Origin of the sequence: Sphingomonas sp. Leaf257 (assembly GCF_001422185.1) — a bacterium.
Taxonomy (GTDB): domain Bacteria; phylum Pseudomonadota; class Alphaproteobacteria; order Sphingomonadales; family Sphingomonadaceae; genus Sphingomonas; species Sphingomonas yabuuchiae.
The window spans coordinates 221,030-232,899 of record NZ_LMMH01000034.1 but is presented as its reverse complement, the minus strand read 5'-3'; the positions used below and the strand labels follow the sequence as shown (position 1 = coordinate 232,899).

The following is an 11,870-nucleotide window of genomic DNA, read 5'->3' as shown; positions in this document are numbered from 1 at the left end:
CCATCCGCAACCTTTTCAGCGCTTCTGTCATCACAGTGACCAACAAAGGCTTAAGGTCAAACCCATTATTGGCAGTCCGCGTCTAGCTTTGGGATTCGCCAGCTGAACGGCGCATATTCTAGGGGCATGGACGGCTCGGCGACAGCCAGGATTCGATGATCGGGTCTGTAAACTGACCATAATGGCACCAATTCGTCCATGCCAGGTTAACGTCGCAACTTTATTATAGAAATTGGCAACACGATGAAACGCCGGTCGCTTGCGGCAGACGGTGGCACCGATTATAGGCGCTCTCGACCATCAGGGGGCGGCCCCGAGGACACGGTGCCGAACGTCGCACCGACGGGCCCTTTGGGAGAGTGGTATGGCGACGGTGTTTAATCGCGTGACGGAATCCACCGGCCCGGATGCGGCCAACGATATCGACGAGAATTATCGTCCCTCGGCGGACGAGCCTTTCATGAACCTGAAGCAGCAGGCCTATTTCCGCCGCAAGCTGATCGCCTGGAAGGAAGCGATCCAGTGCGAGGCGCAGGGTACGCTGTCCCAGCTTCAGATCGACTCGCTGCGCGAACCCGATCTGACCGACCGCGCGTCGAGCGAAACCGACTGGTCGATCGAACTTCGCACCCGTGACCGCCAGCGCAAGCTGATCTCCAAGATCGACGCCGCGCTGCGTCGGATCGAGGAGGGTGAATATGGCTATTGCGAAGTCACCGGCGAACCGATCAGCCTGGGTCGGCTGGAGGCGCGGCCGATCGCGACGATGACGGTCGAGGCGCAGGAGCGTCACGAGCGGAACGAGAAGGTCTCGCGCGACGATTGACGAATCGGCTTGGTGCTCCGGTCGATGTAGGCCGGGCGCCGGTACGGGCTTCGGCATGCGCAATGCGGGTGCGAACGCAAAAGACGTGTCCCGTTCGTCGACAGATGTCTGGAACCGCTTTCATTAAGGGGTTGGCAACGTGACGATGCGTATCGCATGGTCGCGCGATTGGTAACGGTTAAGCGGGGGCGAACATCATGGACATGACGAATCGCGTTCCCGCAAATGGGTCGGAAATGGCTGAAGACGAACTGGAACGCAGCGACCGGGCCGGACGGCGCGACAGCCTGTTGCTGATGGCGCAGATGACGCTGGGCGACGAAGCCGCGCCCCGTGACGTGCGCGTCCGCAATATTTCTGAGGGTGGCCTGATGGCAGAACTGCCCATTTCGGTCGAAATCGGCACGGCCGTATCGCTCGACCTGCGGGGTGTCGGTCTGGTGTCGGGGCGGATCGCCTGGTGCACCCAGGGGCGGGTGGGTGTCGCCTTCGACCACCAGATTGATCCGACGCTCGTCCGCAAGCCGGTTGGCGGGGGCGCATCGACGCCGGAATATGCAAAGCCTGCGACGGGCTTGAAGACCAAGCCGTTTCATTACTAATGGGGCAAGAATATTAGGGTTGGGTGTCGGGCGGTGCGTGCCCCCGACATGGGCCGCGGCGGGTCGGTTGACCCGCGCGGCCGCGTCCAGGCTATAGGCCTTGGATCTCTTCTTTCAGTCTTAGCTTCTGCTTCTTGAGATCCGCCAGGATCAGCGCGTCTGGCACGGGACGCTGTGATTCGGCGCTGATTCGCCGGTCGAGCGTGGCGTGCTTGGTCTCCAGGGCCGTTTGATGCGCCGTATGCATGGGCTTCAACCTCCTGTCATTGCTTGGGGGACTGAGTAAAACACCAAAATCATCGTCTGTCCTCATCCATTTTCGTCAGAATCGACCGGATGAGGTATTTGGCGCGATGACGTGTTGCGGCCTCTCGCCGCGCGCCTTCGGGCTTGCTAGAGGAGCGGGACCGGTGTCGGGCTTCCTTCCGCGCCGGTCGCAAAGGGGGAGCAGGATGGACGTCACGCTGGCACGCGCGCGGATCGACATGTTGCGAACCGAGCATCGCGACCTGGACGACGCGATCGCGGCGCTGCTGCAATCCACGACCCCCGACCAGTTGCAGATCGCGCGGTTGAAAAAGCGCAAATTGCGGCTGCGCGATGAACTGGCCGAGTTGGAAGACCGGCTGATCCCCGACATCATCGCCTGACGATCCAGGCGGCCGGACCGCTTCGTATCGGGACAGCCCGCGCCGAACCTCGTCTTGTTCCGGGCGCGAATGTCGTGCGAGCCAGAGGCCATGGCTTCCACCACGTCCCAATCCCCCTTCCATGCCAAGCTGATCGACGGCCTGTATGTCGAGGCCATGGCCCTGGCCGAGGCGGCGCGTGGCTATTTCGACGGGATCGGCCGTGACCAGCGCGATGGGCTGGATCCGGTGGTGCGGGTCGCCTCTTCCTGCGAGTCGCTAAAGGTGACGACGCGGCTGATGCACGTCATCGCATGGGTGCTGACCCAGCGCGCGGTCGAAGCCGGTGAAATGGACTGGGCGGAGGCGCGGCAGCCGGTTCGGCGCCTGGGGGCTTCGCCGGATACCGACGAAGCGCAGCTTGCCGCCTTGCCCGAACCGGCGCGGCGGCTGACCCAGGCGAGCCTGGACCTGCACCGCCGGGTCGAGCGGCTCGATGCCATGGCCGGTGAAGACGCCCGGGCCGCCAGCCCCGTGCAGGCTTTGCATGCGAGGTTGGGTAGGGCGTTCTAGTCGGGCGCCATTCCTTCCCCACAGGTGGGAGGGGACCTTGCGCAGCATGGTAGAGGGGTGTCACCGCTGGCGAGGACACCCCCGCCTTCGCCAGGAGTGCCCCCCTCCGTCTGGGCTATGCCCCGACTCCTCACCTTGCGGGGGAAGAATAAGAGGCAAGCGACAATCTCTGCCGCGCCGCCTCATATTGACGGCGAAGCTCCGCGACCCGCTCGGCCGCCGGTACGATACGGTCGACCGCGCCGATGCCTTGTCCCGCGCCCCAGATGTCGCGCCAGGCCTTGGCCGCCTGGCCGCCGCCGAAGTTCATCGTCGACACATCGCCTTCGGGCAGATTGTCCGGGTCGAGGCCCGCCGCGACGATCGAGGCGCGCAGGTAATTGCCGTGCACACCGGTAAACAGGCTGGAATAGACGATGTCGCTCGCGCGCCCTTCGACCACCGCCTGCTTATAGGCCTCCGCCGCATTGGCCTCGGCCGTGGCGATGAAGGGCGAGCCGATATAGGCGAAGTCCGCTCCCATGGCCTGCGCCGCCAGGATCGCGTCGCCGGTCGCGATCGATCCTGCCAGCGCCAGCGGGCCTTCGAACCAGCTGCGGATTTCCTGCACCAGCGCAAAGGGCGACAGCCGCCCCGCATGGCCGCCCGCTCCCGCCGCCACCGCGATCAGCCCGTCCGCGCCTTTTTCCACCGCCTTGCGCGCGAAGCGGTCGTCGATCACGTCATGCAGCGTGATCCCGCCCCAATTGTGGACGCCCGCATTCACATCCTCCCGCGCGCCCAGCGAGGTGATGACGATCGGCACCTTCCACTTGGCGCAGACCGTCAGGTCGGCCTCCAGCCGATCGTTGGAGCGGTGTACGATCTGGTTGACCGCAAAGGGTGCGGCGGGCCGATCGGGATTCGCCCGGTCATGCGCCGCCAGTTCCTCGGTGATCCGGTGCAGCCATTCGTCGAGCAGGCTGGCGGGTCGCGCATTCAGCGCCGGAAACGAGCCGACGATCCCCGCCTTACACTGGGCGATGACCAGATCCGGGTTGGAGATGATGAACAGCGGCGACCCGATCACAGGCAGCGCCAGACGGTTCAGGGGCGGACGACTCAGGGCAGGGGGCAGGCTCATGGCTTTACGATAACGTAAGCGTAAGGCCTGTCCAGACAGACAAGGTCTGTGCAATATTATTACATGACCGTCATTTGCTTTGGGGCGGACAGGGCTTAGAGATTTGCGTATTCCCATTGAAAGGCCCTGCTTGCGATGAAGTCCGCCCTATCGGTCCTGTTGGCCCTGACCGTTTCCACCCCGGCGCTGGCGGCGGGCCAGCTGCCCCAGACCGTCGCACCGGTCCTGTACGACATCACCGTCCGTCCCGATGCGAAGGCGCTGACCTTCAACGGCGAGGAGACCGTCGATGTCGATGTGAAACAGGCCACCGCCACCATCGTGCTGAACGCCGCCGAGCTGACCGTGACGCGCGCGACCTTCGACGGGAAGCCGGTGCCCTTCGTGGCTGACAAGGCCGCCCAGACTCTGACCCTCACCCTGCCGCAGGCGGCGAGCGTCGGGCGGCACAAGGTCGGCTTTGCGTGGACGGGGACGATCAACCGTTCGGCCAATGGCCTGTTCGCGATCGACTATACCAATGCCGATGGCTCCACCGACCGGATGCTGGCGACCCAGTTCGAGGCGCCCGACGCGCGCCGTTTCGCGCCGATGTGGGACGAACCCGCCTTCAAGGCGAAGTTCCGCCTGACCGCCACCGCGCCCAAGGGGCAGCGCGCGATCAGCAACATGCCCGCCGAAACCGTGACGACGCAAGCCGACGGCAGCCAGCTCTATCGCTTTGGCGAGACGCCGGTGATGTCCAGCTATCTGCTGTTCTTCGGCTCGGGCAATCTGGACCGCAAGACGGTGGACGCGAACGGCGTCCAGATCGGTGTGGTCAGCCGCAAGGGCGTGGTCGACCAGGGCGACTATTCGTTGGGCGCCGCGACCAAGCTGCTGAGCTATTATAATGATTATTTCGGCACGCCCTATCCGCTGCCCAAGATGGACATGATCGCGGGGCCGGGCTCCAGCCAGTTCTTCGGCGCGATGGAGAATTGGGGTGCGATCTTCTATTTCGAGAACGAGCTGCTCTTTAATCCGCAGGTCATGAGCGAGAGCAACCGCCAGCGTATCCACACCGTCGTCGCGCATGAAATGGCGCACCAGTGGTTCGGCGACCTCGTCACCATGCGCTGGTGGGACGATCTGTGGCTGAACGAAGGGTTCGCCTCGTGGATGGAGGGCAAGGCCAGCAACGACCTGAACCCGGCTTGGGAAGCGGCGGCGGCCGCCGTGTCGGGCGAGCGCGAATCGGCGATGAGCATCGACGCGACCAGCGCCACCCACCCGATCATCCGCAAGGTCGAGACGGTCGACCAGATCGGCGAGTCCTTTGACAGCATCACCTATCTAAAGGGACAGGCGGTGATCGGGATGCTCGAATCGACGCTGGGCGCCGATACGTTCCGCAAGGGCATCCGCGCCTATATGGCCAAGTACAAGTACCAGAACACGGTGACCGACCAGCTCTGGGAGGAGCTGTCCAAGGCATCGGGCACCAATGTCGCGACCATCGCGCATGACTTCACGTTGCAGGGCGGCGTTCCGCTGATCACGCTGCAGGGCACACGCTGCGAGGGTGGCAAGACCGTCGCGACGCTGACCCAGGGTCGGTTCGGTCTGGATGAGACGTCGAAGGCGGCCCAGACCTGGCATGTGCCGATCCGCGTGGCGACCATCGGCGGGGCCGAGAGGACGGCCATCGTCACCGGCGCGGCACCCGCCCCGGTGACGGTCGGCGGTTGCGGCACGCTGGTGCTGAACCAGGGCAAGGGCTCCTATACGCGCGTCATGTATGACGATGCGGGCCATGCCGCGATCGTGCGCGATTATGCCAAGCTGGCCCTGAACGATCGTCTCGGGACGCTGGGCGACGATTATGCGCTGGCGGCGGGCGGTTATCAGGATCTGAGCCGCTGGTTCGACCTGATGGCGCAGGTAAAGCCCGAGGCCGATCCGCTGGAATGGCAGGCGGTCGCTGGTGAGCTGGCGCGGCTGAACGGCCTTTATGAAGGCACGCCGCTCGAAACGCCGCTGCGTGCGCGGACGGCGGCGATCCTGTCGCCGGTGCTGGCGCGGATCGGGTTCGAGCCCAAGCCGGAGGATGGTGCGCTCGTCTCCAACCTGCGCGAGACGTTGATCGGGCAGTTGGGCACCAGCGGCGATGCGATGGTCGCGGCGCGCGCACGGGGCTATGTCACCGCGCTTGCCAGGAACCCCAATGCCATTCCGGGCGCCATCCGCCAGCCGATCCTGGCGACCTATGCCACCCGCGCGACGGCGGACGAATGGGACCGGCTGTACGAACTGGCCAAAGCCGAGCGCAATCCGGTGGTCAAGAACCGCTATGTCTCGCTGCTCGGTTATGCCGAGGACGATGCCGCGGCACGCCGTGCGCTGAGCGTATTGAAGGACAACACTTTCACCCCGCCGCAGCGTGCCGCGCTGCTCCGCTCGATCGCGGGGGCGCATCCCGACATGGCGTTCGACTGGGCGGTGCAGAACAAGCCGCTGGTCGACAGCTTCCTGGAGGAGAGCAACCGCGCGACCTTCATCGTCGGGCTCGGCGCGGGTTCGAACGATCCCGCCATGCCCGGCAAGATCGAGGCCTGGGCCAACGCCAACCTGCCCGAGGGCTCGCGCGGCGGGGCCAAGCGGTCGATCTCGCAAATCGCGGTGCGCAAGGCGGTGGCGGATCGCCTGAAGCCCGCCGTCCAGACCTGGCTGGCGCGCTGATGTAAGAGGCTGGCGGGGGCAGTGTCCCCGCCAGCCCAGCCTGATCGAAAGCGAAGACCAACGAAGAACCCAAACCCCTCTGTTCCCCGGCAAAGGCCGGGGTCCAGTTCCGGTGACGCCGATAGGGAATGAAGGCGACGAGTGGGAGGCTCAGGCGATCCGTGCCCATTTGCCTCCCACGCAGTTCACCGCGCCATCGCACCGAAGTGGAAACTGGACCCCGGCCTTCGCCGGGGAACAGTCTGGATCAGGGCCATAACTATGGCCTTCGAGCACATTTGGGCTGGACGGCGCGTATGATAATCACCCCACGCACCTTCAACCTCTTGCTTCCCATGGCGAAACACGAAACGATGACGGCCCCGTCACCTATCTCGTGAGCCCTTCGTGATCCGCAACAGCCTAACCCTCCTCCTCGCCGCCACCGCCATGACCGCGCCGCTCGCCGCACAGGAAGAGGGGGAGAAGAAGGCTCCGCATCACGAAGCCGCCAAGGCCGAGGCGGAGGCCGCCTGGGCGCGCGCGCCGCTGGAGGAAACCGAGGTCCGCCACCGCGACAGCGTGACGATCAATGGCCGCGCTTATCCCTATGTCGCCTCGGCGGGCACGCTGACCGTGCGGGATATCGAGGGCAAGCCGACCGCCTCGATGTTCTACACCGCCTATACGCTCGACGGTACTAAGCCCGGCACCAAGCGGCCTGTGACGTTCCTCTATAATGGCGGGCCGGGATCGCCGTCCTTCTGGCTGCGCATGGGCTCGTTCGCGCCGATCCGCATCCGCACCACCAGCCCGGAGTTCGTGCGGCCCGCGCCCTATGATGTCGGACCGAACCCGGACTCGCTGCTCGACAAGACCGACCTGGTGTTCCTCGACGCGATCGGCACCGGTTATTCGCGGCCGCTGGGCGATATGAAGCCCGCGCAATTCTACGGCGTCGACGAGGATGTCGACGTCTTTGCGGGCGCGATCCAGCGTTACGTCACCAAATATGGCCGCTGGATGAGCCCGAAATTCCTGCTCGGCGAAAGCTATGGCACGCTGCGCTCGGGCGCGCTGGCCTATCAGTTGCAGGAAAAGGGCATGGCGCTGAACGGCGTCGTGCTGCTCAGCTCGATCATGAACTACGGCTATCGCCAGCCGGGGCTGGATCAGGTCTATCTCAATTACCTGCCCAGCTATGCCGCGACCGCCTGGTATCACAATCGCCTGGCCGATCGCCCTGCCGATGTCGCGACCGTGGTGGCGCAGGCGCGTGCCTTTGCGGTCGGCCCGTATATGTCGGCGCTGGCCAAGGGTCAGAGTATTTCGCCGCAGGAGCGCGACCAGATCGCCGAACAGATGAGCCGCCTGATCGGCATCTCGCCCGACTATATCAAGCGCGCGAACCTGCGCATCGACCTGCCGCGTTTCCAGAAGGAATTGCTGCGCGGGTCGGCGCGCACGGTCGGTCGGTTCGACTCGCGTTACCTCGGCATCGACACCGACGCGGCGGGCGAGCGGCCGGAGACGGACGCCTCTTCGGACGCGATCTCAGGGGCTTATATCGCATCCTTCCAGGACTATCTGCAGTCGACGCTCGGCTACAAGACCGATCTGCCCTATCGCCTGTCGGCGCGCGACGCGGCGGGCTGGACCTGGAATTGGAAGCACAAGTCGCCCGACGGGTCGCAGAACAACCCCAACACCGCGATCGACCTCGGCGCCGCGATGCGGGCGAACCCGTATCTGAAGGTGCTGTCGATGAACGGTTATTACGACATGGCGACCCCGTTCTTCGGCACCGAGAATGATCTGGGCCATATGATGCTGGAGCCCGCGCAGCAGGCCAATCTGCGCTTCACCTATTACCCGGCCGGGCACATGACCTACCTCAACCCCGATGCGCTACGGAGTATGAAGGCCGATCTGTCGCGCTGGTATGACGAAGCGGTGAGCGATGCGAAGTCGCCGACGCCACCAGTGCCGCCTTCGGGGCAGGGGGCCTCTAGGCCTAATAATTCGGGCCAGTGATCGACCTGTAGCTTTTAATGGTCATGTGCGGGAGATGTTATGCCGATCATGGAAGCGATTGCTGCCGTCGGGCAGGCTCTTGATGTAGCCAAAAGGGCTTCGAGCCGTAGAGAAGGGCTGGGACGCTGCGGCCTATAAGGTCCAGATTGCCGAGCTCATGACTGCGCTAAGCGATGCTCGCCTCGAGTTGGTGGCAGCGCGAGAGGCGGCATTAGAAAAAGATGCTGAGTTTGAACGGTTGAAGGCAACGCTTGCAGGTCAAGCGTTGCTTGTCATGGGGCGCGGCGGCTTCAAGTATAAGGCTGATGATAGCGGCCAGCCTACGGGCCTGCCGGTCTGCCCTACATGCGAATTAAGAGATGGACGCCTGACATTTACCGTCAAAGACAACTCGCCGCGTAAGGTTAGATGCCCCGTTTGTAACGAGCGTTTTGATGGCGTCGCAATCTACGCGATCGAGCCTGTAGACGAGCCAATGACGTTAGAAGACGATCAACATCAACGATCTGCCGAAGGTATGGCTCGCTTAACCGAGCGTTTAAATCGTGGAATTTACTGACTTCGCGAAATCGCTCTTTCGCAATTTTTTGATTGAATGGTGGACGCACTTGGGCTCGAACCAAGGACCCGCTGATTAAGAGTCAGCTGCTCTACCAACTGAGCTATGCGTCCGATGCCGGTCTGCGGCATGGCGGGGAGCGTGTCCCCGTCTGGTGGGGCGGCTATTAGCCGGGCATGTCCGACCTGCCAAGGGGGTTTTTGACATTTTTTTGGCAGTCGGGGTCACGTGTCCAGCCACGACGGCGCAAGTCCCTCAATAACCGACCGTAAAGCGCTGGCGGATGTGGCGGGGCTGCTCGATTTCGTCGGCCAGCGCGATGGCATAGTCCTCGAACGAGATGCTGCTGCCCTGCTCGTTCGACAGAAGCGTGTCGGTGCCGAGCCGGAATTGGCCGGTCCGCTCACCGGGGACGAACATCGCGGAGGGGGAGAGGAAGGTCCATTCCAGGTCCTGGACGCCGCGCAGCAGGTCGAGGAATTCGGCGCCGGCGCTCGCCTCTGCCTTGTACGCGTCCGGGAAATCCGGCTGGTCGATCAGGCGCTGGCCGGGCGCAACCTCCAGGCTGCCCGCACCGCCGACGACGAGGTAACGCTTCACGCCCGACGCGCGGACGGTGCCGATCAGACCAACCGCGTCAGTATTTGCGAAGTGGACCGAACTGACAACCGCGTCATGCCCGCGCAGCGTCTCGGTCAGCGAATCCGGCGCACTCACATCTCCCGAGGCCGGGGCGACGCCGGGCAGGGCGGCAATCCGGTTGGTATTGCGCGCGATGGCGGTCACGGCATGGCCGCGATCTGACAATTCCCACAGGATGCGCGAGCCTGCATTACCCGAGGCTCCAATCAGGGCGATCTTCATAGTCTTTCCTTTCCACGGTCCACTTTATAGACCGTAGAGCTATGCAGAGCGCCGCCGCACAACAAGACGTCATTTCAAAGGGACCAGGTCACATGGATGTGACCATGGCGTTGAGCGGGGAGGGGGGATGCCCGATCCGCGACGTGCTGGACAGGATCGGCGATCAGTGGAGCCTGCTGGTCCTCGCCGCGCTGGAGCCGGAGGCGTTGCGGTTCAACGTCTTGTTGCGGCGGATCGGCGATGTATCGAAACAGATGCTGTCGCGCACGCTGCGGCGGCTCGAGGAGGACGGGTTCGTCGAGCGGACGGTCTATGCGGAGGTGCCACCACGGGTGGAGTATAGCCTGACCGATCTGGGCCGGTCGTTCCTGGTGCCGATGCGGGCGCTGATCGGCTGGGCGGACACGCATCAGCCGCAAGTGGAGGCAGCCCGCGCGGCCTATCGCGCGCGGGCCTGACCCCGTTCTTTTATCAGGCGATGTGAACCGCCTTGGTGATCATGTGGTTGGCGATGCCCTCGGGCCCGTCTTCCGAGCCATAGCCGCTTTCCTTGACCCCGCCAAAGGGCGCATCGCCCCAGCTGAGACGGACGGTATTGATCGCGACCATGCCCGCCTCGATCTCGTCGGCCAGTTGGTTCTGGCGGCGGCCATTCTCGGTGAAGCAATATGCGCCCAGGCCGAAGGGCAGGCGGTTGGCCTCGGTGATCGCGTCCTCGGTGGAGGCGAAGGGGCGGATCAGCGCGATCGGGCCAAACGGCTCTTCGTTCATCGCCTGCGCGTCGAGCGAGACATCGGCGAGCACGGTGGGCGAGAAGAAGAAGCCGTCCCCGCCTTTGGCTTCGCCGCCGGTCAGCTTGCGCGCGCCGTTCCGCACGGCGTCCTCGATCATCGCGCCGATCGCTTGCGGGCGGCGGGGATTGGCCATCGGCCCCATCTGCGTATCATTCGATAGGCCGTCCCCGATCTTCAGGGCGGCGGCGCGTTCGGCAAAGCCCTTGGCGAAGCGCTCGTAAATTCCCTCCTGCACATGGAAGCGGGTGGGGGCGACGCAGACCTGGCCCGCATTGCGGAATTTGTGTGTGACAAGCAGGTCGAGCGTCTTGTCGAGATCGCAATCGTCGAAGACGAGCACCGGGCCATGACCGCCCAACTCCATGGTCGACTTCATCACCGTATCGGCGGCGAGCTTCAGCAGGTGCTTGCCGACCGGGACCGACCCGGTGAAGCTGAGCTTGCGGGTGACCGGGGAGGCGAGCAGGTGGCGCGACACCGCATCGGGTACGCCGAAGACCAGCTGCGCGACATCGCCGGGCAGGCCCGCATCCTGGAAGCAGCGCATGATCGCGATGGCGCTGGCGGGGGTTTCCTCGCTGGGCTTGAGGATGACCGAGCAACCCGCCGCAATGGCGGGCGAAATCTTGCGCACCGGGTTCATCACGGGGAAGTTCCAGGCACAGAAGGCCGCGACCGGGCCGACCGGCTGGTGCAGCACCAGCGAGCGGGTGCCGGTGGGACGCGGCAGGACGCGCCCATAGATGCGTACCGCTTCCCCTGCATGGAAATCGAGCAGCGCGGCGGTCGCGGCGACTTCGCCGCGCGCCTCGACGATCGGCTTGCCTTCCTCCAGCGTCGCGAGTCGCGCCAGCTCCTCGGCGCGCTCGCGGACCAGGGCGGCGGTGCGATGGAGAACGGCGGCGCGCTCCTGCGGCGCGACTTTACGCCACTGCTCGAAGCCGCGCGCGGCGGCCTCCAGCGCGCGGTCCATGTCGGCGGCGGTCGCCAGCGGCAGCTCGCCCAGCGACTGGCCGGTCGCCGGGTTCAACACCGCCTGGGTATCGCGCCCCTCCGGCCCCAGCCACTCGCCGCCGATATAAAGGCCGGTTTTTACATCAACTTGCTGGGCGGTCATATGGGTCCTTTCGGAAAGGGTAAGGGGGTCGAATGCGGGCCGGAGATCG

General features: G+C 64.5%; 12 protein-coding genes and 1 tRNA gene. 8 read left to right on the top strand and 5 right to left on the bottom strand.

Going from position 1 to position 11,870, the window contains the following annotated elements; translation table 11 throughout:
• Window positions 1-364: 364 nt before the first annotated feature.
• Window positions 365-826 (top strand): RNA polymerase-binding protein DksA, encoded by a 462-nt coding sequence (gene dksA / locus ASF14_RS16840; protein ID WP_056437704.1) that lies wholly within the window; start codon window positions 365-367, stop codon window positions 824-826.
• 236 nt (window positions 827-1,062) lie between these two features.
• The gene (locus ASF14_RS16835) at window positions 1,063-1,428 is read left to right on the top strand and encodes a PilZ domain-containing protein (protein WP_236697114.1); all 366 of its coding nucleotides are present in this window, start codon (window positions 1,063-1,065) and stop codon (window positions 1,426-1,428) included.
• A 91-nt stretch (window positions 1,429-1,519) separates the two neighbouring features.
• Here the strand turns inward: ASF14_RS16835 and ASF14_RS20985 are convergent, their stop codons facing one another.
• Window positions 1,520-1,675 carry a YdcH family protein gene (locus ASF14_RS20985; RefSeq protein WP_076716590.1) on the bottom strand — a complete coding sequence of 52 codons (156 nt, stop codon included), beginning with the start codon at window positions 1,673-1,675 and terminating at the stop codon, window positions 1,520-1,522.
• 205 nt (window positions 1,676-1,880) lie between these two features.
• On the opposite strand from ASF14_RS20985, the gene ASF14_RS16830 reads away from it, so the two are divergent.
• Both ASF14_RS16830 and ASF14_RS16825 read left to right on the top strand, forming a co-directional pair.
• Window positions 1,881-2,078, top strand: coding sequence for a YdcH family protein (locus ASF14_RS16830; RefSeq protein ID WP_056437698.1), 198 nt, complete (start codon window positions 1,881-1,883; stop codon window positions 2,076-2,078).
• A gap of 90 nt (window positions 2,079-2,168) precedes the next feature.
• Window positions 2,169-2,630 carry a DUF1465 family protein gene (locus tag ASF14_RS16825; protein ID WP_056437695.1) on the top strand — a complete coding sequence of 154 codons (462 nt, stop codon included), beginning with the start codon at window positions 2,169-2,171 and terminating at the stop codon, window positions 2,628-2,630.
• 130 nt (window positions 2,631-2,760) lie between these two features.
• On the opposite strand, the gene ASF14_RS16820 is transcribed toward ASF14_RS16825, so the two are convergent.
• Window positions 2,761-3,753 carry an NAD(P)H-dependent flavin oxidoreductase gene (locus ASF14_RS16820; RefSeq protein WP_201780614.1) on the bottom strand — a complete coding sequence of 331 codons (993 nt, stop codon included), beginning with the start codon at window positions 3,751-3,753 and terminating at the stop codon, window positions 2,761-2,763.
• 135 nt (window positions 3,754-3,888) lie between these two features.
• On the opposite strand from ASF14_RS16820, the gene ASF14_RS16815 reads away from it, so the two are divergent.
• From ASF14_RS16815 to ASF14_RS21675, 3 genes are all read left to right on the top strand, one after another.
• Window positions 3,889-6,474, top strand: coding sequence for a M1 family metallopeptidase (locus ASF14_RS16815; RefSeq protein ID WP_056437692.1), 2,586 nt, complete (start codon window positions 3,889-3,891; stop codon window positions 6,472-6,474).
• A 429-nt stretch (window positions 6,475-6,903) separates the two neighbouring features.
• The gene (locus tag ASF14_RS16810) at window positions 6,904-8,487 is read left to right on the top strand and encodes a S10 family peptidase (protein ID WP_082442327.1); all 1,584 of its coding nucleotides are present in this window, start codon (window positions 6,904-6,906) and stop codon (window positions 8,485-8,487) included.
• A gap of 157 nt (window positions 8,488-8,644) precedes the next feature.
• Complete coding sequence (locus ASF14_RS21675; RefSeq protein ID WP_156361266.1) at window positions 8,645-9,046, top strand: hypothetical protein; 402 nt, start codon at window positions 8,645-8,647, stop codon at window positions 9,044-9,046.
• Window positions 9,047-9,083: 37 nt separating this feature from the next.
• Here ASF14_RS21675 and ASF14_RS16805 read toward each other — a convergent pair.
• A tRNA-Lys gene (locus ASF14_RS16805) sits at window positions 9,084-9,159 on the bottom strand.
• Window positions 9,160-9,301: 142 nt separating this feature from the next.
• A complete protein-coding gene (locus tag ASF14_RS16800) occupies window positions 9,302-9,910 on the bottom strand; it encodes an NAD(P)-dependent oxidoreductase (RefSeq protein ID WP_056437686.1) in 609 nt (202 codons plus the stop codon).
• A gap of 92 nt (window positions 9,911-10,002) precedes the next feature.
• Between ASF14_RS16800 and ASF14_RS16795 the strand changes: the two genes are divergently transcribed.
• Window positions 10,003-10,368 (top strand): winged helix-turn-helix transcriptional regulator, encoded by a 366-nt coding sequence (locus ASF14_RS16795; RefSeq protein ID WP_056437683.1) that lies wholly within the window; start codon window positions 10,003-10,005, stop codon window positions 10,366-10,368.
• Window positions 10,369-10,381: 13 nt separating this feature from the next.
• Here ASF14_RS16795 and ASF14_RS16790 read toward each other — a convergent pair whose 3' ends face one another.
• On the bottom strand, window positions 10,382-11,821 hold the full coding sequence (locus ASF14_RS16790) for an NAD-dependent succinate-semialdehyde dehydrogenase (protein ID WP_056437681.1): 1,440 nt from the start codon (window positions 11,819-11,821) through the stop codon (window positions 10,382-10,384).
• Between the last annotated feature and the right edge of the window lie 49 nt (window positions 11,822-11,870).